The sequence below is a fragment of the Bacteroides sp. genome, assembly GCF_030151085.1.
Taxonomy (GTDB): Bacteria; Bacteroidota; Bacteroidia; order Bacteroidales; family Bacteroidaceae; genus Bacteroides.
Map to the genome: position 1 here is coordinate 47,530 of NZ_JASLER010000078.1, position 23,708 is coordinate 71,237.

Consider the following 23,708-nt stretch of genomic DNA (forward strand, 5'->3'; position numbering starts at 1 on the left):
TCCTTTAACAGAAAGATGTTATATAATAATTCCACCACCTAAAAGCAATCCATCTGCATCATAAAATGCCGCTGCTTGTCCCGGTGCTATGGATTCCAAAGGCTCTATAAATCTAACATGCAGCAATCCCTTCTCCGTTAGGGTGACTTTACAACGGTTTGCCTGCTTGCGGTAGCGTATCTTCACAATTACCTCTTCTGCATGGAGCACACGGCAATCTTCTATAAGATTCCACTCTTTCAAATACATTTCTTCTTTATATAATGAGGATAATGGGGCAAGCATTACTTCATTTCTTTCTACAGAGATTTCTTTTACAAAAATAGCACGGTTCAAATGTATGCCCAGTCCACGGCGTTGACCTATCGTATAAAAAGGATAACCTTCGTGCCAACCTAGAAAAGCACCGTTTTCATCAACAAACCGGCCGCGCCCGGGCAGTTGTTCGACAGGTACTTCACGTTTCAGGAATGACCGATAGTCAAGCGGACAAAAGCACACACCGATGCTGTCTTTCTTGGTTGCTACACGCTCGAAGCCACGGGCGGCAGCATAGGCACGAGCATCCACTTTTGTAAGGTCGCCCATGGGGAGGAGCATACGTTGCAGGATATTCTGCTTTAGGCCCCAGAGGAAGAAAGTTTGGTCTTTATCGCGGTCGGCGGCAGGGGTGATATAGAATTTATCTGCTAAGAGGGTCTTGCGCACATAGTGTCCGGTGGAAATCCAATAAATACCCATTTTATCGGCAATATTTGCGAGGAGTGCCCATTTCAGTTCGTTATTGCAGAGGGTGCAAGGCACAGGAGTACGCCCGTTGAGATACTCGTCGAGGAAGTAACGGATGATGTGTGTACGGAATACTTCGCGAGCATCGTAAGTGATATGTTCTATACCCAGTCGGGAGGCCAGCTCACGGACATCTTGCAGATATTCTGCTGTATTGCCTTCCGCCTCATAGAAGCGAAACGTCACGCCGACCACCTCGTACCCTGCCTCTTGCAACTTCATGGCAGCCACAGAACTATCTGTACCACCACTCATACCCAATAACACACGTTTCTTTGAATTCATGGATGCAAAAGTAATAAAGGATAATTTAATTTACTACTTTTGCGAAATTTATCAATCAGCCTATGAATTATCACCTTTGCGACAAAATCACCTGGAAGCAATCGCTCCTTCTCCTGAAGCATGACATGTATGCCCAACGTTTCTATACCAACTGTTGGTATCTGACGAAAGATGTACTTTATTTATCGCTGCCCCTTAGCGGCATATGCAGTCTTGCCCTGATGATTCCTGCCTTGATAAACCCACTTGAAACCTGGTGGGATACTATCTGCATAATCGTGTTTGTTCCGCTATCATTCATCCTGCCGCTACTGTGGATATGTGCCTACTTCGGCTGGTATAAAAACATCAAGAAGATAAACACCATCATGCTCAACCTTATCAGTTCGCTGGATGGGGTCGATTCGATAGCGCAATACTCGCCCGTGGGCTATACCTTCCAGTACGAGCAGCAAGAGTTTCAAGCTGTATTCCAAGAGAACCAGTCACCCGGCAAGCCGGTATCAGTAGCAGAAGGCAAACTACTGCTGGCCTTGTTCTATATGGACCCACAGGAACGAGACTTCGAGACACTGGTAGAAGAAATAGCAGGCTACCTAAAAGGAAAACGAATCGGGGACTTTGCCATTAGTACCAACCAGTTGTTATACCGATTCGACAGCAAGCGCCTGCCATCTCCCAAAGAGGCTATTGAGGCGTTGAATCTGATGCTTTACCTAGTACAGCGATTCAATCTGGCACTCTCTTCGGAAGAAGGAGAAGAGTTATCCGATGAGGAAGAAGACGAAGATGGGAACGAGGTAGATTAAGCCCGTCGTCACTTACAGACGGAAATCTGAAGCAGGAATATTTCCTGCCTATAGATAGATTTTCACAGATTTATTATACCTTTGTGATTCAAAAGAAAACAAAATCAGAACGTTATGGAACAACAACTGACCATTTACAACACTTTAGATAGAAAGAAAGAGTTATTTGTACCGCTACATGCACCCAATGTAGGCATGTACGTCTGCGGTCCTACCGTTTACGGTGATCCGCACTTGGGGCATGCACGCCCTTCAATCACCTTCGATTTGCTTTTCCGCTACCTGACGCATATCGGTTACAAAGTGCGTTATGTGCGCAATATCACTGACGTAGGCCATCTGGAACACGATGCCGACGAAGGCGAAGACAAGATTGCCAAGAAAGCCCGCCTGGAGCAGTTGGAGCCGATGGAAGTGGCACAATACTACATCAACCGCTACCACAAGGCAATGGAAGCCTTGAACGTACTCTCCCCCAGCATCGAACCGCATGCCAGCGGTCACATTATCGAGCAGATAGAGCTGGTCAAGGAGATATTGAAGAACGGTTATGCTTACGAAAGCGAAGGTTCCGTTTACTTCGACGTAGAAAAATACAACAAGGATTACCACTACGGCAAGCTCTCCGGACGCAATCTGGACGACGTGCTGAACACCACCCGTGAGCTGGATGGACAGAGCGAGAAGCACAATCCAGCCGACTTCGCCTTGTGGAAGTGCGCACAGCCGGAACACATCATGCGTTGGCCCTCTCCCTGGAGCAACGGTTTCCCCGGTTGGCACGCCGAATGTACCGCCATGGGCAAAAAGTATCTGGGCGAGAGCTTCGACATTCACGGCGGTGGTATGGATCTCATCTTCCCGCATCACGAATGCGAAATCGCACAATCTGTAGCCAGCCAGGGGAAAGACATGGTGCGCTACTGGATGCACAATAATATGATTACCATCAACGGACAGAAGATGGGCAAGAGCCTCGGTAACTTCATCACCTTGGAAGAGTTCTTCAAAGGTAGCAACCCGCTGCTGGCACAAGCTTATACCCCGATGACTATCCGTTTCTTCATCCTGCAAGCGCACTACCGCAGCACAGTGGACTTCAGCAACGAAGCCCTGCAAGCTGCCGAGAAAGGTTTGGCAAGACTGATGGATGCTATTCACGGATTGGATAAGATTACGCCTGCCGCAACGTCAACGGTTGACGCAAAATCACTGCGCGAAAAGTGTTATGAGGCCATGAACGATGATTTGAACTCTCCGATTGTTATCGCCCATCTCTTCGACGGCGCACGCATGATAAACAATATCCTTGCAGGTAACGATACTATCACTGCCGATGATCTGGAAGAGTTGAAGGAGACATTCCATCTGTTCTCATTTGATATCCTCGGCCTTAGTTCAGACAATGCTTCCAACGAAGAGCGTGAAGCAGCCTTTGGTAAGGTAGTAGATATGCTGTTGGAAGAGCGTATGAAAGCAAAAGCCAATAAAGACTGGGCAACGTCCGACAAGATACGCAATGAACTTACCGCACTCGGTTTCGAGATAAAAGATGGTAAGGAAGGATGCGAATGGAAACTAAATAAATAAGCATATAAACTGCCTCGGAATACAGATTTACTCTACTATTTATTTCGAGGCAGTTTCTTTTTACCAAATCAGCTTATCAGCAGATTCTAATTCCAGCAATAACTTCTTTGCCAATAATCCACCGGCATATCCTACCAGTTTATGATTGCTACCGATAACCCGATGGCAAGGTACCAAAATAGAAATCGCATTTGCCCCATTGGCAGCAGCAATCGCACGAACGGCTTTAGGGTTATTCAACCTTTGCGATAAAGTAGCGTAAGAAGCTGTTTCTCCATAAGAGATATTCAACAATTCATTCCATACAGATTTCTGGAAATCAGTCCCAGCAAAGAGCAACGGGACATCAAATTCTTTTCGCTGATTAAGGAAATATTCATCTAACTGAGCTATTGTTCTTTCAATAATCTCGGAAGTACCCACTTCATAGTGGGCATGCAACGCTTTCTGTATCCTTTTATCAATCAACATTCTGCGCTGTTCATTTACCATCCAGTCGCACAGACAAAGTTTATGATTAAATGACCCCAGTATCAGTTCCCCACAGGGAGATTGATAGTACTGTATCTGCACTACATGTTTTACGTCTTGAGAATTATCATTCATATCTTACATTTTAATAATCACAAAGATACGAAGTTTGCAAATACAAAACATATCGATACATGTTAAACTTAGAATGTAAATCCTAAGCCCGCATACCAGCCAACACTCTTTGTTTGGTTAGACCAGTTAAGTTGTATCTCCACAGGCCCCAAAAAGCTATTGTACATGTAGCCAATGCCTGCTCCTACCAAATCATACGAAAGAGCATTATCAAAAAGCTCATGTAATTCTCCTGAACTCCGCCCGTAATTCCCTACTATTGATATATATTGATTCTTCAATATCCGTTGACGAAGTTTCAAACCTGCAATAATCACCGTGCCAGAAGCCAATTCCGCTTTATTAATACCTACAAAAGGAATTTGTTGCGGCATATACCGTCCCGGCATATTACCGCCCAACAGATTGCTAACGGCAAAAGTATAATTATCATGCCCCCCTGTCAAAACACGTCCATCGATTGACGGAATAGCGGTAAAGTCCTTCATCGGCGTAATACAACTCTGCCAATGGGCATAGAATGCTGAAATAGGATTATTATCCTTATACTGGAAGAAGTTATCGGTATAAAGATTATAAGTCAGTGCCCATGCCATACCTTTAGTCGGTACACTTCTTCCATTCATATTATTATATACCAATCCGGCATAATAGCTGAACAAAGATTCATTCTTGAACATGATGGCATCCACCGGTTCCAGGGATAACATATCATGATAACGATAATTATTAAAGTTTATACCTGCACTAACCTGAATCTGATGCCAGTCTTTCGCTACTCCGGCATTAATCAGTTGATGGGTAAAGGTCAAGTCCAAGGTTCGTTTACCTTCATTATAAATACTGATATCTTTATAGTCGAATTGATAAGTTATTCCGGTCTGCCAACCCTTGCGCCATTGATAGTTGTATCCAACTTGCGCCATGGTACGTTTACCCAAACGTGCCGTCAGGCTAAGTTGAGACATCTGCTGCTTACCCAGATAATAGACTGTATTCGCCTGCAAAGCCGCCAGTTCTTCGGTATCAAAACGGAAACCTACATTCAACTTATTCTCTCGTGCAGCAGGAGCAGAGATCTGCGGATCGACGGGTATTTTCTTGCTCTCGGCAACATTCGGAACAGGATAAGGACCCGGTCGATGAGGCTGGTAATCTGTACTTAACCCTAGTTGCTTCTTTAAGTCAATCAGTTTGTTCCAATCGCTTCTGGCTGCCTGCTCTCCTCTCACAATCAATGTATCAATCGCTTCTTTGCTAAAGCTTGCTGCCGAATATCCATTTACATCTACTTTGATATGCACATTGGTCTTACGAAGGTTTTCCAAATACTTCTTTTCTCCCTGAAGATTGATAATCTGCCCAAAGATATCTTTCACCGAATTCAACTGCGAAGCGTCCAGCAACGGGCTTTGTACATCTACTCCGACAATAAGGTCAGCTCCCATAGCCAAAGCTACATCCACCGGGTAATTATTAACCATTCCACCATCCACCAATACCATACTATCTAAATAAATAGGAGCAAATACACCGGGAATAGACATACTGGAGCGCATAGCCGTAGCCAATATACCGTCATGGAACACGACTTCAGTACCATTTACCAAATCCTCGGACACGCAAGCAAATGGAATAGGCAAACGACTAAAATTAGCCGAGTCCTGATAACCATACGTCAATGTAGAGAACAACCGTGCCAGGTTCTTTCCTTTAATAATTCCCGCTTCCAGCACATTACCGGACTTAAAAGAATATGGAATAGAGAGTACATAACGTTCCGATTTTAACCTGTCGTCCAGCAAAAGGTCTTTGGGATTCGGTGCATCGGATAAGAGGAATTTCCAGTTCTGAGCCCTTGCCATACTATCGAGTTGTTCTGGAGTATAGCCTATAGCATACAATCCTCCCACAATAGCTCCCATGCTTGTTCCCACTACATAATCAACCGGGATGCCTGCCTCTTCTATCACTTTCAATGCACCAATATGGGCGGCACCTTTGGCACCACCACCACTTAACACCACCGCTACCTTGGGACGACTCTGCGCCCACAAGAAAAGGGGGAGAAATAATAACGCTATTAATAATCTGTACCTCATATATTATAAATCCTCACCCCCTTTCTCCCCTCTCCAAAGTCAAGGGGTCGGGTGTAAGGATTTAATAGAACAACCCGCCCCGGCAGATAGTTCATTCTTTGCCGAAACGGGTTGCAATAAATCCCCTCAAAGGAATTTGTAGATTATCTTAAGATATTACCTATTGTCCACTATAAGGTATCATGTCCGGTAAAATATTCTCTTTATACCAAGGATCGTCTATTTCTTTCAAGACTTTTCCCATCTCGGCACACAGTTCTTTTACCACTTCCTGATTCTCTTTCAAAGGAAGATTGTGCAACTGATAAGGATCTTTCTCGTCATCGAAAAGGAGGCTCTTTGTTAGTTTATGGTCTTTACGATCAATGTAAAGCGCCAAGGTATAACGAGCGGATTTAAACCCACGGGAAGAAGGGAAATAAGAACGGACTTTGCCATCCGCATCCTTCTCACCATCCAGATTTTGAATATACAATGCTCCGGTAGGACGTACAATATCAGCCTTTTCATCGAAGAAAAGCGGTGCATAGTTACGCCCTTGCACTTCTGCCGGAATAGAATCGGACAAACCCGCTAGGCCCAACAAGGTAGGCATGATATCCGGTGAAGAAAGCATAAGGTCATCTACACGAGGCTTGATCTTCTCCGGGAAACGAACCAGGAAAGGAACATTCATAGACTCGGAATACGGAGAGTTCTTCGGATCATCCGTACGCTGGCTGCACATCGTTTCACCATGATCGGAAGCAAATACCACAATGGTATTCTTATCCAATCCAAGCTCCTTCAACGCATCGAGTATTTGCCCGAAAGCACGGTCAACCCCTGTAACAGAAGCAAAGTAATAACGTGCACTTTCAGCCTTAGCCATCTTAGGATCGGCATTCGGACGTATCAACAAGCTATCCAGAGGCTGGTCTTTATACAAGTTGAAATCCTGCTCCATACAATCGTCCAGCGAACGGTAAGGACTATGAGGCGGATTCATACCCACCATAATAAAGAAAGGTTTCTTCGGATCGCGTATATTCCCTTCGTTCTTCAGATAGGAAACAACCATGCCCGACTCATGCAAAGGCGACCATTCATGCGGGTCATGACGTTTGCCGTCTGTATCCCAGTAATGAGGATTCTTATGTTCATCGAATGTACCGTAAGAATACCAGTAATTAAATCCATGGCGACGGGATTTCGGTGTATAGGCATCCCATGCGGGTACTTTATCTTCAACATAATGCCCCGGACGTGCCGGATCGTTCGGAGTAGGAAAATCGGCATGCAGTTTACCAAAGTAGGCGCAATCATATCCCGCCTTACTGAATACATCGCCTACACATTCTACATCTTCACGCAATGAACTGATAGGGCGGTCTGAGTTGCAATTCAAAGGCACACCGCTCTTATTAGGATACATACCCGTCAGCAACGAACCACGATGAGGACTACTTAACGGACAATTGCTCATGGCCGAACTCAACACCAAAGATTGGCGGGCAAAGTTGTTCAGACGAGGGGTATGTACGGGATCATTCCGGAAGTTCACCTTATCACGGAAGCCCTCTTGTCCCCAGAACTCCATTGCCTGATTGCGATACTGGTCGGGAAAGACATAAATAACATTAGGGGATTGCACCTGTTCAGCCGACGGGGCTTTACAACCCTGCAAGGCAAACAATCCCAAGCCACCTAATATTATATTCAATTGATTTCTCATTTTTCCAAATCTCTTTTACGCATCAAGCCTTCGAGGAAATAATAATCAGCATAATTCAATGGCACATCAATCTCCGCACCGTGAGGAATACTACCTACCGAATGCATCAGGATAAAGTTTCCATTAGTACCTACCGCTGCACGATATGCAGGAGATCCCAAACTTTCCATAATCTTATCGGCTTGTTCTTTATAGCCTTTACCCGGAATATACGTGCTCAATTCATAGAGAGCGGATGCAGTACAAGCCGCAGCAGAAGCATCACGAGGCTCATTCGGTATTTTGGGAGCATCGAAGTCCCAATAAGGAACCAAGTCTTCCGGCATGTTCTTGTTATTAAAGATGAAGTTGTAAATCTTCTCAGCCTGTTCCAGGTACTTGGCATCGTGTGTATAACGGTAACACATGGTATAGCCATACAAAGCCCAAGCTTGTCCGCGTGCCCAAGCAGATTCGTCAGCATATCCCTGTGCTGTACACTTACCACGAACTTCACCGGTTTCAGGATCATAATCCACTACATGATAACAGCTGTTATCGGCACGGAAATGATTAGCCATCGTAGTATCGGCATGCTTCTTGGCTATATTATAATAGGTAGAGTCACCCGAAAGTATGCTAGCTTCAAACAATAGTTCGAGATTCATCATATTGTCAATGATAACGGGACATTTCCAACCGCGTTCAGCTTGCCAACCTTTGTCTGCATCCCAAGACTGGAGCACACCGGCTGCCGAACGGAAGCGGGTAGACAAAGATTTTGCTGTCTGTATAATAACAGGCTTATACGCTTCTTTCTGTGCAAAACGATAACCATTCAAATAGCTGGAACCAATCATAAAGCCTACATCATGATGCCAGGTGAGATACTGTACCGAATCCAAAGCTTCGGTATACTTTTTTGCCAATGGCAACCACTTCTTGTCACCAGTCAACTCATACGTGTACCAGATGTTACCGGGGAAGAATCCTGAGCACCAATCGTCAATGGGTACATAGCGGATGCTACCGTCATCATTGATAGTACGCGGATTAAGAATTTTACCTGATTTTTCGATAATGTCTGTCTGGATAGTTTCCTGAGCTACCGCATTATCAATGTTTTCCTGGATAAAGTTGCTTTCGGTCTTCTTTTGTCCTGTGCAACCAGCCAATACAAGGAGGGAAATTCCCAACGAAGTGAGGACTGTTTTCATAATAAGGGATTTATTTATTAATGTTTGATGATTTATCTTTTGCAAAAGTAGGCAAGGTGGGCAGATTTGACCCTCACAAATAATCCAATTAAAAGCTAAAATCGTTACTTTTGCCCCGAAATCATAAACAAATCACATATCACTAATAACTAATCACTAATTATCATGTCTCCACAAGAATTTTTCAAGTACGACTTATTCGCCACAAGAGCTGGCGTAGAATTGTTAGAAGTAAAAGAAGGATATAGCAAAGCAAAGATGGTTATCACAGAAGAACATCTCAATGCGGGACACCGCACACAAGGTGGCGCAATCTTCACCCTCGCCGACCTGGCTTTGGCTGCCGCCGCCAATTCACACGGAACACTGGCATTCTCACTTTCTTCCAACATAACCTTCTTGCGCAGTAGCGGACCGGGTGATACGCTGTTTGCCGAAGCTCGCGAACGTTACATAGGACGTACCACCGGTTATTATCAAATAGATGTCACCAATCAGAATGGCGATTTGATTGCCACCTTCGAGTCGAGTGTATTTAGAAAAGGAGATGCGTTGCCGTTCAACCTGTCATGATGAAATGTCAGGTTGTTTCTTCCTTCCTATTTCGCGACTATCGATGTCATTGGATAACGATTGCCCCTTACACTTTTCAGATAGGCTTTAGCCGAACCAAAGTTAAGATACATATCCAAACGGATGGGAAGGTGATTCTTGTCATCGGACACAAAGAAGGTGATAACTTCTTTCTCCTTGCCTTTCTTATATTCTACAAAGGAGAATACGAGGCAACGGTAAGTAGTATCATTATTTGCCTTAATGTTTTCCTTTCCACGATATATCAGGGTCTGCTCTTCCACTTTGCGCCCTGTTGCCATGGGAAAGAGAATCTTCTCACCTATCTTATAATCCTTCGAATCGTAGGAACGTGCCTGAGCCAGAATGCTCAACATATCAAAGATACAACGACTATCACTATATTCCATTTCCTGCGGCTCACGTAGAGGCTCATGCCATGTACGGCGTTGCTTGACATGCGACACGCCATCCGAGTAAGAGAACCAAGCTTCATCCACCGTATGGCGTTTGCCCTCTTCGGCCGCCTTACGGAAATAGAGAGGTTCCAATTTCTCGCTGACATAACAAGTCAGGGTATCACGCATCCTAAAGAAGAAGTCTGTTTGCTTGCTACCTACCGAAAGCAGGTTGAAGCGATATGCCGGTTGCGAATGATAAGTCGTAGCATTGGTAGTAAGGCTTGCCAGTCCCACCTTCTTCCATATAAACTTCCAATTAAAGTATAAATCGTACATTACATGCTCACCGGACTTGAATGCTTCATTCTTTGCCGTACACTGAGCTTGTATCGGTTGGGAGGCTACCAAACAGATCAGCCCCACCATTACTAACGTTAATATCCGTTTTTGCTTAGTAACTATAGCTTCGCCCGCTGTTACGGTTGCCGTTACGGTTGTTGCTGCTATTGTTGCGGCTATTCTGGCTATTTTGGTTATTCTTGTTTTTGTTCTTCTTGTCTTCATCTGGTTTTTGCTTTTTCATTTCTTCCGGTTTTTGCTTATCCAGTGGTTTTTCCTGTACATTCCAGTCTTGAGTCAAATCAAAGTTGGCCTTGAGATCCAAAACCTGTGGATAGTAATAAACCATTTCGGGTTGGCGTTTATCGGCATAGTTTCCTGTGTCCCATACTCCATTCCCATTTGTATCATTGATCAATCGTGCACCATACTTACCCGGATTCAAGAAATAGAAATCGGCTTTCCCATCAACCAAAGGTACAGTACGTAGCACTTTATCCTGTGCGTCCAATAATTCGACGAAAGCAAGCGAGTCGGCACCGTGCACATTAAAGAATATCTGTCCGTACTCTTCCAGTTTTTTTGCCTTGAACTCCTTCTTTATCTTATCGGTAAACAATCCATATAATCCGTTCATGGCTGTAGAGTCCACTTCAAATGCATAACTTTCGCCAGGCTGCCACTCAGCAAAAACATTGTAGCGTTTTATATCCAAGGAATCATGGACAAATTCAAACGACAAATCTTGCCAAAGCGTATCTACTTTCTGCTTTAAATGAATGGCAGCAGTATCTACACTAGCTAACGGTTCAGTAAAAGTCAAAGAGATATAGTCGTACACATCCATCGCAGAAGGGGCATACACATCTACCTGTAGGAATTCAGTATCCGGTTTCTCCGGTTCACCCTTCTTTTTTCTCTTTTCTTTTTCCTTCTCTTTCTCTTCCCGTTCCTTTTCTTTCTCCTTCTCGGTCTTAGGTTTCAACTTCGACACAAGTTTCAACGTATCTGTACGGGGAACTAATTGCTTCAAACTATCCGCATATAGGTAAGTAACGCTCATTTTCAGAGTATCTTGCTTATAGACCAAAGAATCCTTGATCCAATAATGAAGCGTATCATTACGTCCGGTAGTCTGTTCTATAATAAACGCATCACGCTCGTCAAAGTTCAAACCTTTCAATAAAGGTAAAGTATCTGCCGGGGCAGTAAAATAAAGAGAGAACTTTTGAGGAGTCAGGCGTTCGCTCTTAGCCAGACGTTGCGAGAAGTTGAGTTCTTTGAAGGAACGCAGCAAAATGTCATCGGGTAGAAAATGCGTGTACTTATGATCCATTATCGTATCTATCGTCAAAGAATCTATCCATACGGTGTCCTGATGCATCCGCTCTTCCATAGAAGGAATAATAATCGAATCGTGGAAAGCAATGATTTCCGTAGGTTGCGAAAAAGCAAAGTTCTGATCGGCATCCTGCAATCCGTAGATATGATACTTACCCGGAGATATACCACGGATGGAGAAACGGCCACGGCTATCAGTGCGCCCTACACGTTCGAAAGGCAACTTCAAGAAGGCGGAATCTTCAAGGTTGGAGTGCAGACCTACCATCATGCCCTTCACCGGTTCCAAATTATAGGCATTCAACAAAGTTCCCGATACGGCCATCGTATCGAGTTCCGCCCCCGTAGAGAATGTATACGAAAAGTTCTCCAACGGATTGCCTTCGTTGTTGTCCTGGATAGCGTCACCAAAATCGATGGTATAGGTAGTATTTGCCTTAAGGGTATCTTGCAACGTGATAACGACCTTCTTACCACTCGCCTTAATCTCGGGCTGCTGCACTTGAGGAGGGGATATAACAATCTTCTCGTTGGGCTTATCGAGCTTGATGAACTCATCAAACTCTATAACGATCTTCTTCTTGCCGACGTGAAGGGCATCCGGCGTTGGAGTACCGCCTATAAAACGCGGGGGTGCCTCATCAATCGGCCCCCCTTCTATGCGGCCTACACTTGCACAAGAATACAAGACGGCAGCAATGGTAGCAACTCCCAATAACCGGCGGAAAAGTGGCTTCATGTTAATATCATCTTTACAATTTACAAGATGCAAAAATAAAGGTTCTCTACCAATTAGCAGTATGCTTTACAGTATTTTAATCAAAAAACGCCCTTTTCACCTTATCTATATATAAAACATAGTTAAAAATGGAAGAATTTCACACCTTATATACGGATAAAAGGATAATTTTGCGAACGAAAACTAAATAAGAGCATTTAGTTTCCTGTTATACCATCAATCCGAATTATGAATTACACAGAAAGACCTTTCAATTAACGGACATAAATTATACACAGAGAATAAAAAAGAGTATGAAGAGTAGATTAGTTTTACTGGCATTTTGCCTGTCACTGTTCAGCTGTGGACAAGGTGACAAAACTGCGGGTAAAGTACCCGAGTGTGCTGTGATTGCCGTGCAATCTTCAAGTGCAAGTTTAACAAACAGCTATCCTGCTACTATTAAAGGTAAGCAAGATGTTGAAATCCGCCCGATGGTAAGCGGTTTCATCACAAAATTGAATGTGGACGAAGGTTCTATTGTACGCAAAGGACAGTCCTTATTTATCATTGACCCCGTTCAATACCAAGCTGCCGTAAATGTAGCCAAAGCGAACGTAGAAACAGCCAAAGCTGCCCTAAGCACACAGCAACTGACCGTTAACAACAAACGCGAACTGAACAAGAAGCAGATTATCAGTGACTACGACCTGCAAATGGCGGAAAACCAATTATTGCAGTCCAAAGCCAATCTGGCACAAGCTGAAGCTCAGCTTATCAACGCCAAGAATAATTTGTCTTATACCAATGTAACAAGTCCCAGCGACGGTGTGGTAGGTGTAATACCTTTCCGTGTAGGTAGCTTGGTTAGTCCTTCTTCGACTACTCCGCTTACAACGGTTTCGGACATCTCACAGATGTTTGTTTACTTCTCCATGACTGAAAAACAATTACTCAACCTCACTCGTGAAGGTGGTAGCATCAAAGAGATTCTTGAGAAGATGCCTCCGGTAAGACTGCAACTCATTGACGGAACCATGTACGCAGATAGCGGACGGGTAGAAACCATCAGTGGCGTGATAGACCAGAGCACAGGTGCCGTAAGCATGCGTGCAACTTTCCCCAACATGCGCAACATTCTGCGTAGTGGTGGTACGGCAAATGTTGTATTCCCCAACCAGTTAGAAAATATTATCCTGGTTCCGCAATCGGCCACCATCGAAATCCAAGACAAGAAGTTTGTATATGTAGCACAAGGCGACAATACACTGAAAACTACAGAAATTACAGTTTATCCTTTGAACGACGGTAAGTACTATCTGGTAACCGCAGGCTTGAAACCCGGTGACAAGATTGTAATCGAAGGTGTACAGAACCTGAAAGACGGTCAGGCTATCAAAGCTATCACTCCGGCAGAAAAAGAAGCCGAGTACCAGAAAGCAATGAAAGACCAAAGTGAAGGTAACATCGCCACTGCGTTTAATTAAACATTGAAAACATGAAATTAGATAGATTTATTACGCGTCCGGTACTATCAACGGTGATCTCCATCCTGATAGTAATCCTGGGTGTCATCGGATTGTTCACGCTTCCGATTTCCCAATACCCGGACATCGCACCTCCTACCGTATCGGTAAGAGCCACCTATACGGGTGCCAGTGCGCAGACCGTATTGAACTCCGTTATCGCCCCGCTCGAAGACCAGATTAATGGTGTGGAAAACATGATGTACATGACTTCCACGGCCTCCAACAACGGTAGTGGTGACATCAGCATTTACTTCAAACAAGGTACCAACCCCGACATGGCTGCCGTAAACGTGCAGAACCGTGTTTCTATGGCGCAAGGTTTACTGCCTGCCGAAGTAACCAAAGTCGGTGTAACCACCCAAAAGCGTCAGAACTCCATGCTGGCGGTATTCTCTCTTTACGATGAAACCGACACTTACAACGTAGAGTTTATCGAGAACTATGCCAAGATCAACTTAATCCCCGAAGTACAACGTATCAAGGGTGTGGGTGATGCCATGGTGATGGGACAAGATTACTCTATGCGTATATGGCTGAAGCCGGAGATCATGGCTCAATACAAGCTTATCCCGGGCGACGTAACAGCTGCCCTGGCTGAACAAAATGTGGAAGCTGCTCCCGGTCAATTCGGTGAACGCGGAGATCAGACCTTCCAATACACTCTCCGTTACCGCGGACGTTTGCAGCAGATACAAGAGTTCGAGAACATCGTAATTAAGGCAATGCCCGATGGTGAAGTTCTTCGCCTGAAAGATATCGCCGATGTTGAGCTAGGACGTCTTGCCTATACTTTTGAGAATAAAGTAAACGGACATACAGCTGTAACTTGTATCGTATTCCAGATGGCAGGCTCCAATGCAACCCAGACCATCAACGATATCGAAGCTCTGCTTAAAAAGTCAGAGGAAACCCTTCCCGCAGGCTTGAAGGTGAACCTTTCCATGAATGCCAACGACTTCCTCTACGCCTCTATTCATGAGGTTATCAAGACGTTGCTCGAAGCCTTCGTATTGGTATTTATCGTAGTATATGTATTCCTACAGGACATACGCTCCACTTTGATTCCCGCTATTGCTATTCCGGTAGCCTTGATCGGTACATTCTTCGTACTATCACTGATCGGATTCAGTATCAACTTGTTGACGCTTTGTGCCATGGTGCTTGCCATCGCTATTGTCGTCGATGATGCCATAGTGGTGGTGGAGGGCGTCCATGCCAAGCTTGACCAAGGCTACAAATCGGCCAAACAAGCTTCCATTGATGCCATGAGCGAGTTGGGCGGCGCTATCGTTTCCATCACCCTCGTTATGATGTCCGTATTTATTCCGGTAAGTTTCATGAGCGGTACGGCAGGTACATTCTACCGTCAGTTCGGTTTGACGATGGCTATCGCTATCGCTCTGTCCGCATTGAACGCCTTGACACTGAGTCCGGCGCTTTGTGCTATCTTCCTGAAACCTCATGATGAGCACGCAGAAAAGAAGGCTACATTGGTTTCACGTTTCCATATCGCCTTCAATGCCGCTTACGATAATGTATTGAAGAGTTATAAAAAGCGTGTGCTTTTCTTCATCCAAAAGAAGTGGCTTACCTTCGGAATGGTTGCCGGCTCTATCGTACTGTTAATATTCTTCATGCAAACTACGCCTACCGCGATGGTTCCTAACGAAGATACAGGTACACTGATGGGTGCTGTAACATTACCTCCGGGTACTTCACAAGAGCGTGCAGGCGAAATCATGAACCGTGTAGACAGTTTGATTGCTTCCGACCCTGCCGTAGAGTCACGTACTATGATCGTTGGATATAGTTTCATCGGCGGACAAGGTCCTTCTTACGGTTCATTCATCATTAAGTTGAAGAACTGGGAAGATCGTTCCATGATGCAAAACTCACAGATAGTATTTGCTTCGCTATACATGCGTGCACAGAAGGTTATCAAGGAAGCACAGGTATTGTTCTTCCAGCCGCCTATGATTCCGGGTTACTCTGCATCCAGCGATATTGAGTTGAACATGCAGGATAAGACCGGTGGTGACCTTAATAAGTTCTACGATGTGGTAAAAGATTATATTGCCGCTTTGGATGCACGTCCCGAGATTAAATCGGCACAAACCACTTTCAACCCCAACTTCCCGCAGTATATGATTGACATTGATGCGGCAGCTTGTAAGAAAGCAGGTATCAGTCCGAGCGACATTCTTACTACGATGCAGGGATATTATGGTGGTTTGTATGCTTCCAACTTCAACCGTTTCGGTAAGATGTACCGTGTAATGGTGCAGGCCGATCCGTCTATGCGTGCCAATATGGAATCACTCCAGAACATCAAGGTACGCAATGGCGACCAAATGGCTCCTATTTCACAATTCATGAGCATCAAGAAGATTTACGGACCGGATATTATCAGCCGTTTCAACCTTTACACCTCTATGAAAGTGATGGTAGCTCCTGCCGAAGGTTATACTTCCGGTCAGGCACTGGCTGCACTTTCCGAAGTCGCCAAGGAGAATCTTCCTGCCGGATTCAGTTATGAATTGGGAGGTATGGCACGCGAAGAGGCCGAAACCAGTGGTAGTACCACAGGCTTGATCTTCGTTCTCTGTTTTGTGTTCGTATATCTGTTGCTCAGTGCGCAGTACGAAAGTTACATCCTGCCGTTCTCGGTATTGCTCTCTATTCCGTTCGGATTGCTGGGTAGCTTCCTGTTCGTGAATGGTATGAGTGCGATAGGTAACATATCGGTGATGAAGATGATACTCGGCTCCATGTCCAATGACATCTACATGCAGATTGCATTGATTATGTTGATCGGTCTGTTGGCGAAGAATGCCATCTTGATTGTAGAGTTTGCGCTCGACCGCCGTAAAATGGGTATGAGTATCACTTGGGCAGCCGTACTGGGTGCCGCCGCCCGTCTTCGTCCGATCTTGATGACGTCTCTGGCAATGGTAGTAGGTTTGCTCCCGATGATGTTCGCCTTCGGTGCGGGTGCTCACGGTAACCGTACTTTGGGTACTTCGGCCATCGGCGGTATGCTTGTTGGTATGATCTTGCAGATCTTTATCGTACCCGCCTTGTTCGTAGCATTCCAATACCTGCAAGAGAAGTTCAAACCGATGGAATGGACAGATGTGGATAACTCGGATGCTAAACCTGAAATAGAGCAATACACGAAATAACGTTTAGTGATTAGTGATTAGTGATTTGTTTGTAACAGCAAATCACTAATTACTAACCACTAATCACTAAAAAAGAAGCTTTTATGAAGAAACAAATAATAACTCTGATGTGTGCCACTGCCTTCCTGAGCAGTTGCCATATCTACAAATCATACGACAGACCCGATGACATCAGTACATCTGCTCTGTATCGCGACACGGCTTCCGTAAACGATACATTAGCGGCTGATACGGCTAACTTCGGCAATCTGCCTTGGAGGGAAGTGTTTACTGATCCGCAATTACAAGCTCTTATTGAGAAAGGCTTGGAAAACAATTCGGACATACGTACTGCTGCCCTGAAAGTGAAAGAAGCGGAAGCTCCGTTACTTATAGCTAAAATGGCATACGCACCTTCGTTGACGTTGTCTCCGCAAGGAACAGTGAGTAGTTTCGACAAGAGTGCTGCTACCAAGACTTATTCGTTGCCTGTACAGGCAGGATGGCAAATCGACCTATTCGGTCAATTGCTCAATCCGAAACGTTACGCTAAAGCAACATTGGAACAAACCAAAGCTTATCAGCAAGCTGTACGCACACAGATCATTGCCAGCATAGCCAATATGTATTATACTCTTCTGATGCTCGACCGCCAGTTGGAAATCTCTACCAACACTGCCGATATTCTGAAGAAGAATACAGAAACCATGCAAGCCATGATGGATGCCGCCCTGTATAGCATCAACGGAGCCGGAGTGGAGCAGAGTCGTGCCGCATACGCACAAGTATTAGCTTCGCTACCTGAAATTCGCCGCAGCATCCGTGAGACGGAAAATGCTCTCAGCATTTTATTGGGTGAAACCCCTCAAAACGTACAACGCGGTGTATTGGAAGCTCAGCAATTACCTTCAGAATTCTCGGTAGGTATACCTTTACAACTCCTCTCCAACCGTCCGGACGTAAAAGCTGCCGAAATGTCTTTGGCCGCCGCTTACTACAATACGAATACCGCCCGTTCGGCTTTCTATCCTAAAATCATGCTGAGTGGTTCGGCTGGTTGGACAAACAGTGCAGGTTCTGCCATCATCAACCCCGCCAAGTTCCTGGCTTCGGCCATTGGTTCGCTGACTCAACCTCTGTTCCAGAATGGAGTGAACATAGCCAAACTAAGAATAGCCAAAGCTCAACAAGAAGAAGCTAAGATTCAGTTCCAGCAAACACTGTTGAGTGCCGGAGGAGAAGTAAGCAATGCTTTGTATCAATACCAAGCAGCCACAGAGACTGCCGCCTCTCGTAGCGTACAGGTAAATTCATCTAAGAATGCTGCCGATTATACAAAAGAATTGTTTAACTTAGGCACGTCAACCTACTTGGAAGTACTTTCTGCCGAGCAATCTTATCTCAGCGCACAGATTTCCGAAGTTTCCGATACTTACAACCGCATGCAGGCTGTAGTAAGCTTGTATCAGGCGCTCGGAGGAGGAAGAGAGTAAAAAATAACTGTTAGTGATTAGTGATTTGTTATCACAAGCAAATCACCAATCATTAATCACTAATATAAAATCTATTATTATGATCAGTCCGTTAGCTTTTGTAGATTCTGCCGCTAAAGTAGGCAAGAATGTAACGATTCAGCCCTTCGTTTATATCGAAGGGGATGTAGAGATTGGTGATGATTGCATAATCATGTCCGGTGCAAGAATCCTAAACGGCACTCGCTTGGGTAAAGGGAATAAGGTTCATCATGGTGCCGTACTGGGTTCCGAACCGCAGGATTTCCATTATACAGGTGAGAACAGTCTGTTAGTGATCGGTGACAACAATGATATCCGCGAGAATGTAGTGATAAGCCGTGCTACGCATGCAGGTAAAAGCACTCGCATAGGTAATGAAAACTATCTGATGGACGGCGTGCATCTTTGCCACGACGTACAGATTGGTGATCATTGCGTTGTGGGCATCAAGACCACTATTGCCGGTGATTGCTGCATAGACAGCTGTACTATCCTGAGCAGCAACGTTATCCTACAACAGTCTTGCCATATAGGAAGTTGGGTATTGATTCAAAGTGGTTGTCGCATCTCGAAGGATGTACCGCCTTATATCATTATGAATGGTAACCCGGCAGAATATCACGGTGTAAACGCCACGGTATTGCAACATAAGAACCAAGTTACCGAACGTGTATTGCGTCACATCATGAATGCATACCGTCTGGTATATCAAGGCAACTTCAGTGTGCAAGATGCGTTGCAGAAGATTGAAGACCAAGTGCCGATGAGTGACGAGATACACAATATTCTCAATTTCATCAAAAACTCCAAAGGTATTGTGAAGTAATAAGCAAGCATAAAGTGCCTATACAATTAAATAATCCCCAAACTTACTAACTGTAAGCTTGGGGATTTTTGTATGAAGCGGGGAAGATGCTGATTACAATTCCCGTTTCAATTCATTCTCCAATTCTTCTATACTTGGTAATGCACTCTTGAAATTAAGGAAGCGGGAAATATTATCGACTAAAGCTGCTTCTAATTCTTTTTCTTTAAAATTCTCAGTTAATGTCAAGAAATCAAAGTTATATGGGTCCTTCGTTAATTCCTGAGCCAAATCACTTTCTATCTCAGGTAGTTTAGCCTTGAAATTAGTTATTGCTTTTCCCTTAGCTTCATATAACCCGGTATCTAAGAAATTGAGTAATACAGCCCGGCTCCAATTGTATTGCAATGTCTCTTTGACAAAGAAAATAGCTTTGTCCATGTTTCCATCGCTTTTATCTATAATCGAACGTATATGTCCCCAAGGTATTTTGAATAATATTTGCTGCACAAAATCGTCCACAGCTTGTGGACGATTTGCCAAACAAGGAGCATATAACTCATAAAAGTACTTTGTGTATTTAAGATTAGTAGGCGAAAGCCCCTTAACATCAGGAAGTTCAGCTACCAAATCTTTACTAAGTTTCTGATAGAAACCTGTTCCGTACCGATTGTCTGCTTGATTTAAGGATATATCTTTCCCTAAATTCCAATAGCACATTATTAACAGCTATAGTAGCCTTCTTTTTCATTCTATCTATGTGTTTTTCGTCTGTCTCATCAAAGTATGAAGGCAAGCGTGTTTAAATACTTAGGTTACTCAATCGTTGTATGGAATGTTCAAGATAATCTTCGTATTGATTGTCGAACTTAGCTTGTCCGATATTTATCAGAGGCTTTGTCTTTCCATGAAAATCGCTTCCACAAGTCATTATTGCATTTCTCTTTTGAACTAAAGCGGCAAAATAACTGATTTGCTCCATACTGTGATAATTATTGAACACTTCTAGTCCTTCTGCACCATTATCCAATAACGTTTCTACAATACTTTCCTTATTTTTGAGATTAAGTCCGGGATGAGCAACGACGGGTACCCCGCCATTGTCCTTAATTATCTCAATAACATCCTTATAAGTAATGAAATTTATCGGTACAAAAGCAGGTTTACCCTGAGCAAAATAATCCAGATAAAAATTGATGTACGGCATATCACTCCTTTCCCCACCTTTCATATATGGAGTAAGTAAGGGTGAATAGTACTTCTCATCCGATAACATGACCTCAGCAATTAATTCTCCGGTAGGTAACTTACCATTTGCCTGAGCAAGAACAGTAGGGGCATCTATGATGAAGCCTAATTTGTTTATGTTATGAATCATCTCAGCAAATGAATCCATAACTTTAGAATAAACACTCTCTTCTAACCGACTAAAATCAACTGATTTCCAATTCACTTGATAGCCCAACACATGCAAATCAATGCCTTCGAAATTACAATCAATCTCAATGCCAGGTATAAAGGTTATGCCTGCTTTCTTAGCTAAAACAACAGCTTCATCTATACCTTTTACCGAATTATGATCCGTAAGAGATAAGTAATCAATGTTCTGTGCCAGACCTTTACTTATAATATCAAAAACCTCAAATTCTCCATCACTACTATAATTGGAATGGATATGTAAATCTGCTTTAATCATAGCTTTATCATTCTTTATTCTAGTTCTTCTATATCACACGTAAAGATAAAGAAGAATTGATGAACTTTATATGGCAGAAAGCAATATTTAACCATTCTCATTCGGCAATAAGCGTAAGCACATATTGGGAAAGAAACAATAAGAAGTCACTCCGTATTCTGTTTCCCCTAATAATACGATCTGTTTCAACTAGCGAAACATTTTGTTTCAAATAGAGAAACAGTTCGTTTCAACGTACAAAACAAATCGTTTTGACTTGATAAAACAAATCGTTTTCCATGTTGAAACAAATCGTTTCTATACTATAAAACAAAGTGTTCAGTTCTATGAACTAACACATTAACCTATTATCTATAATCTAAAAAGACTAAATCTGTTGTAAACTCTCTATAACACTACAATACTTACAAATACATGTGTTGCAGATAAAACATCTGCAACCTATCTGCAACAGGTATCTGCAACGCTATATCTTCCTAATTATCAGTAGTATATAAGCAAAAAGGTGGCAGATGGCAGATACTTTTCCAAAAACAAACTTTTGTGTAGAGCGAGCTGAATTCAAGTAGTAAATGCGATGTGTCTCTTTTTAATAACTTCATGCTAAATAAATTGGCATGGACAAAAAAGAGGCAGTCTACTTTGCAATTCACAATGAATCAGCTATCTTTGCAGTATGCCGAAGAAAAATGCGGCGCATTGAAACGTTTTTTGACAACGATAAAACCACCAATTTATTCTAAATAAAAAAACACCCCTTCAATGAATTTGTTTCATGCGAACGACTAAGGGTCGGGCGTGTGAGCATATTTATTTGGGGGTGTGGGCTGTGGTGGTGCCATTCGTTGGATAAATATTAGTAATACGTCCGACTTCTTTTATGAAAAGATCAAGGGCGATTTAAAAACTTTAAATCCAAGTAGATATGAAAACCCTTGATGATGAGATTTTATTTATCTTTCGCCTTATAAAAAGACAGTCTTATTTCCAAAAACTAAAAGTACTCAACTCTTTGAGCGAAAAGCAAAATTATATACTTACAGAAGATTTGGTCTTATTTCTTACTCAAACGGATGATACGAATGAAATTCAGTGCAATCTCCGACTCAAGATAGACGATATCTACGGAACTCTCTACACAGACGATTTTCTCTTTATCCTAAAGCATAATGCCGTTTTATATATTCTCAAATTAAAAGATCATGAACTATATTATTGGGAGCCTAAAAAAGATAGTATATATACATCATTAATGGGTTGGGAATGCAAAACAAGAATAGGAACCCTTTGGCTAAAGCTATTGAAGGGAATAAAGATACTTTTCGGTCTATAAATTTAGTCTACTTTCCTGAATCGGTACACCTTTCAGACTTGTCGTTAGAAAAATGTGATACAAACTTTGCTAAATATTATATCGCTCTCAGGAATAATCAATATCTTTACATGAGATATCAAGTAAATCAGTTGACATGAAAGAGTTGTTTAAATAGTAGTAAATGATTATACACATGGAACAAAATGAAATAATCATATATCAGTCTCAGGATGGTACGATAAAAGTTGATGTCCTATTCTCCGAAGAGACGGTTTGGCTAACAATTGATCAAATGGCTACTTTGTTTGGGAAATCCAGGTCAACTATCAATGAGCATATTCTGAACGCATATAGCGAAGGTGAGCTGAACGAGGAGAGAACGAAGAGAAAAATCGGAATTTCCGATTTTTCTACCAAGCCGACAAATTATTATAATCTGGACGTCATCATTTCGGTTGGTTATAGAGTAAAATCTGTGCAAGGTACGCAGTTCCGTATTTGGGCAACGCAACGTTTACGGGATTATATCATCAAGGGATTTGCTCTGAACGATGAGCGATTCAAGAGTGGATCATCTATGAACTACTTCCGGGAGCTGTTAGACAGAATTCGGGAGATTCGTTTGTCGGAGCGGCTATTCTATCAGCAGATCAAAGACATTTACTCCACAAGTATTGATTACGATCCGTCCGACGAAATGACCCTTGCCTTTTACAAAGAGGTGCAAAATAAACTTCTTTGGGCGGTTAGTGACAAGACTGCAGCGGAGTTGATTTATTATCGGGCAAATGCCGCATTACCGCAAATGGGGCTGACGTCGACTTCTTTGCCGAACAAGGTTCGTAAGGCAGATGTGGAAATTGGGAAGAACTATTTGAATGAAGAGGAGATTGGGCTTTTGAAATTGATTGTAGAGCAATTCCTTGCTTATGCGGAGACTCAAGCGATTCAACACAAACCGATGTATATGCGGGATTGGATTGAGAAACTGAAGCAGGTGCTTACGATGAATGATAAAAATATATTGGAGCACGCCGGATCAATCTCTCATAAACTGGCACTACAAAAAGCCGCTGATGAGTATGACAAATACAAGGAGACACAAAAGCAGTTGGAGCGATTAGAAAGCATTAAAGAATTGGAACAAGACATTCAAAAGCTGAATAAAAATAAGAAAAAAAGGGAATAGAAGAATCTCGCCCTCTTATAGATCAGAGAGCGAGAT

Annotated in this window: 18 protein-coding genes; 9 read left to right on the plus strand and 9 right to left on the minus strand. The window is 43.2% G+C overall.

The window, feature by feature from the left end; all coding sequences use genetic code 11:
- Positions 1-18: 18 nt before the first annotated feature.
- Complete coding sequence (gene mnmA, locus Q1W14_RS15405) at positions 19-1,074, minus strand: tRNA 2-thiouridine(34) synthase MnmA (protein ID WP_300702962.1); 1,056 nt, start codon at positions 1,072-1,074, stop codon at positions 19-21.
- 62 nt (positions 1,075-1,136) lie between these two features.
- Here mnmA and Q1W14_RS15410 point away from each other — a divergent pair, with 62 nt between their 5' ends.
- Positions 1,137-1,883, plus strand: coding sequence for a hypothetical protein (locus Q1W14_RS15410; protein ID WP_300702964.1), 747 nt, complete (start codon positions 1,137-1,139; stop codon positions 1,881-1,883).
- Positions 1,884-1,997: 114 nt separating this feature from the next.
- A complete protein-coding gene (gene cysS / locus Q1W14_RS15415) occupies positions 1,998-3,473 on the plus strand; it encodes a cysteine--tRNA ligase (RefSeq protein WP_300702966.1) in 1,476 nt (491 codons plus the stop codon).
- A gap of 60 nt (positions 3,474-3,533) precedes the next feature.
- Here the strand turns inward: cysS and Q1W14_RS15420 are convergent, their stop codons facing one another.
- From Q1W14_RS15420 to Q1W14_RS15435, 4 genes are all read right to left on the minus strand, one after another.
- Positions 3,534-4,079, minus strand: coding sequence for a methylated-DNA--[protein]-cysteine S-methyltransferase (locus Q1W14_RS15420; RefSeq protein WP_300702968.1), 546 nt, complete (start codon positions 4,077-4,079; stop codon positions 3,534-3,536).
- A gap of 68 nt (positions 4,080-4,147) precedes the next feature.
- The gene (locus Q1W14_RS15425; RefSeq protein ID WP_300702970.1) at positions 4,148-6,181 is read right to left on the minus strand and encodes a patatin-like phospholipase family protein; all 2,034 of its coding nucleotides are present in this window, start codon (positions 6,179-6,181) and stop codon (positions 4,148-4,150) included.
- A 160-nt stretch (positions 6,182-6,341) separates the two neighbouring features.
- On the minus strand, positions 6,342-7,895 hold the full coding sequence (locus Q1W14_RS15430; RefSeq protein ID WP_300702972.1) for a sulfatase: 1,554 nt from the start codon (positions 7,893-7,895) through the stop codon (positions 6,342-6,344).
- Positions 7,892-9,091 (minus strand): glycoside hydrolase family 88 protein, encoded by a 1,200-nt coding sequence (locus Q1W14_RS15435; protein ID WP_300702974.1) that lies wholly within the window; start codon positions 9,089-9,091, stop codon positions 7,892-7,894. The genes Q1W14_RS15430 and Q1W14_RS15435 overlap by 4 nt, the downstream gene beginning before the upstream one ends.
- 165 nt (positions 9,092-9,256) lie before the next feature.
- On the opposite strand from Q1W14_RS15435, the gene Q1W14_RS15440 reads away from it, so the two are divergent.
- The gene (locus Q1W14_RS15440) at positions 9,257-9,664 is read left to right on the plus strand and encodes a hotdog fold thioesterase (protein WP_300702976.1); all 408 of its coding nucleotides are present in this window, start codon (positions 9,257-9,259) and stop codon (positions 9,662-9,664) included.
- Positions 9,665-9,690: 26 nt separating this feature from the next.
- On the opposite strand, the gene Q1W14_RS15445 is transcribed toward Q1W14_RS15440, so the two are convergent.
- Both Q1W14_RS15445 and Q1W14_RS15450 read right to left on the minus strand, forming a co-directional pair.
- Positions 9,691-10,491 carry a DUF3108 domain-containing protein gene (locus Q1W14_RS15445; RefSeq protein WP_300703063.1) on the minus strand — a complete coding sequence of 267 codons (801 nt, stop codon included), beginning with the start codon at positions 10,489-10,491 and terminating at the stop codon, positions 9,691-9,693.
- 25 nt (positions 10,492-10,516) lie between these two features.
- On the minus strand, positions 10,517-12,484 hold the full coding sequence (locus Q1W14_RS15450) for an Ig-like domain-containing protein (protein WP_300702978.1): 1,968 nt from the start codon (positions 12,482-12,484) through the stop codon (positions 10,517-10,519).
- 293 nt (positions 12,485-12,777) lie between these two features.
- Between Q1W14_RS15450 and Q1W14_RS15455 the strand changes: the two genes are divergently transcribed.
- From Q1W14_RS15455 to lpxA, 4 genes are all read left to right on the plus strand, one after another.
- Positions 12,778-13,950, plus strand: a complete 1,173-nt coding sequence (locus Q1W14_RS15455) for an efflux RND transporter periplasmic adaptor subunit (protein ID WP_300702980.1) — start codon at positions 12,778-12,780, stop codon at positions 13,948-13,950.
- 11 nt (positions 13,951-13,961) lie between these two features.
- Positions 13,962-17,174, plus strand: a complete 3,213-nt coding sequence (locus tag Q1W14_RS15460) for an efflux RND transporter permease subunit (RefSeq protein ID WP_300702982.1) — start codon at positions 13,962-13,964, stop codon at positions 17,172-17,174.
- Positions 17,175-17,257: 83 nt separating this feature from the next.
- Entirely contained in the window at positions 17,258-18,646 is a 1,389-nt protein-coding gene (locus tag Q1W14_RS15465) for a TolC family protein (RefSeq protein ID WP_300702984.1), read from the plus strand.
- Between the two features lie 79 nt (positions 18,647-18,725).
- Positions 18,726-19,493: an acyl-ACP--UDP-N-acetylglucosamine O-acyltransferase gene (gene lpxA, locus Q1W14_RS15470; RefSeq protein ID WP_300702985.1), complete on the plus strand. Its 768-nt coding sequence runs from the start codon at positions 18,726-18,728 to the stop codon at positions 19,491-19,493.
- Between the two features lie 93 nt (positions 19,494-19,586).
- Here the strand turns inward: lpxA and Q1W14_RS15475 are convergent, their stop codons facing one another.
- Both Q1W14_RS15475 and Q1W14_RS15480 read right to left on the minus strand, forming a co-directional pair.
- Positions 19,587-20,192, minus strand: a complete 606-nt coding sequence (locus Q1W14_RS15475) for a DUF1016 N-terminal domain-containing protein (protein ID WP_300702987.1) — start codon at positions 20,190-20,192, stop codon at positions 19,587-19,589.
- 82 nt (positions 20,193-20,274) lie between these two features.
- On the minus strand, positions 20,275-21,168 hold the full coding sequence (locus Q1W14_RS15480) for a PHP domain-containing protein (protein WP_300702989.1): 894 nt from the start codon (positions 21,166-21,168) through the stop codon (positions 20,275-20,277).
- A 925-nt stretch (positions 21,169-22,093) separates the two neighbouring features.
- On the opposite strand from Q1W14_RS15480, the gene Q1W14_RS15485 reads away from it, so the two are divergent.
- Entirely contained in the window at positions 22,094-22,501 is a 408-nt protein-coding gene (locus tag Q1W14_RS15485; protein WP_300702991.1) for a hypothetical protein, read from the plus strand.
- Positions 22,502-22,676: 175 nt separating this feature from the next.
- Entirely contained in the window at positions 22,677-23,672 is a 996-nt protein-coding gene (gene rhuM / locus Q1W14_RS15490) for a RhuM family protein (RefSeq protein WP_300702993.1), read from the plus strand.
- Positions 23,673-23,708: the final 36 nt, after the last annotated feature.

What these genes read in the sequence shown, in the direction of transcription:
- mnmA (WP_300702962.1), bottom strand. Translation starts at nt 1,074, where the DNA reads ATGAATTCAAAGAAACGTGTGTTATTGGGTATGAGTGGTGGTACAGAT.
- Q1W14_RS15410 (WP_300702964.1), top strand. Translation starts at nt 1,137, where the DNA reads ATGAATTATCACCTTTGCGACAAAATCACCTGGAAGCAATCGCTCCTT.
- cysS (WP_300702966.1), top strand. Translation starts at nt 1,998, where the DNA reads ATGGAACAACAACTGACCATTTACAACACTTTAGATAGAAAGAAAGAG.
- Q1W14_RS15420 (WP_300702968.1), bottom strand. Translation starts at nt 4,079, where the DNA reads ATGAATGATAATTCTCAAGACGTAAAACATGTAGTGCAGATACAGTAC.
- Q1W14_RS15425 (WP_300702970.1), bottom strand. Translation starts at nt 6,181, where the DNA reads ATGAGGTACAGATTATTAATAGCGTTATTATTTCTCCCCCTTTTCTTG.
- Q1W14_RS15430 (WP_300702972.1), bottom strand. Translation starts at nt 7,895, where the DNA reads ATGAGAAATCAATTGAATATAATATTAGGTGGCTTGGGATTGTTTGCC.
- Q1W14_RS15435 (WP_300702974.1), bottom strand. Translation starts at nt 9,091, where the DNA reads ATGAAAACAGTCCTCACTTCGTTGGGAATTTCCCTCCTTGTATTGGCT.
- Q1W14_RS15440 (WP_300702976.1), top strand. Translation starts at nt 9,257, where the DNA reads ATGTCTCCACAAGAATTTTTCAAGTACGACTTATTCGCCACAAGAGCT.
- Q1W14_RS15445 (WP_300703063.1), bottom strand. Translation starts at nt 10,491, where the DNA reads ATGGTGGGGCTGATCTGTTTGGTAGCCTCCCAACCGATACAAGCTCAG.
- Q1W14_RS15450 (WP_300702978.1), bottom strand. Translation starts at nt 12,484, where the DNA reads ATGAAGCCACTTTTCCGCCGGTTATTGGGAGTTGCTACCATTGCTGCC.
- Q1W14_RS15455 (WP_300702980.1), top strand. Translation starts at nt 12,778, where the DNA reads ATGAAGAGTAGATTAGTTTTACTGGCATTTTGCCTGTCACTGTTCAGC.
- Q1W14_RS15460 (WP_300702982.1), top strand. Translation starts at nt 13,962, where the DNA reads ATGAAATTAGATAGATTTATTACGCGTCCGGTACTATCAACGGTGATC.
- Q1W14_RS15465 (WP_300702984.1), top strand. Translation starts at nt 17,258, where the DNA reads ATGAAGAAACAAATAATAACTCTGATGTGTGCCACTGCCTTCCTGAGC.
- lpxA (WP_300702985.1), top strand. Translation starts at nt 18,726, where the DNA reads ATGATCAGTCCGTTAGCTTTTGTAGATTCTGCCGCTAAAGTAGGCAAG.
- Q1W14_RS15475 (WP_300702987.1), bottom strand. Translation starts at nt 20,192, where the DNA reads ATGTGCTATTGGAATTTAGGGAAAGATATATCCTTAAATCAAGCAGAC.
- Q1W14_RS15480 (WP_300702989.1), bottom strand. Translation starts at nt 21,168, where the DNA reads ATGATTAAAGCAGATTTACATATCCATTCCAATTATAGTAGTGATGGA.
- Q1W14_RS15485 (WP_300702991.1), top strand. Translation starts at nt 22,094, where the DNA reads ATGAAAACCCTTGATGATGAGATTTTATTTATCTTTCGCCTTATAAAA.
- rhuM (WP_300702993.1), top strand. Translation starts at nt 22,677, where the DNA reads ATGGAACAAAATGAAATAATCATATATCAGTCTCAGGATGGTACGATA.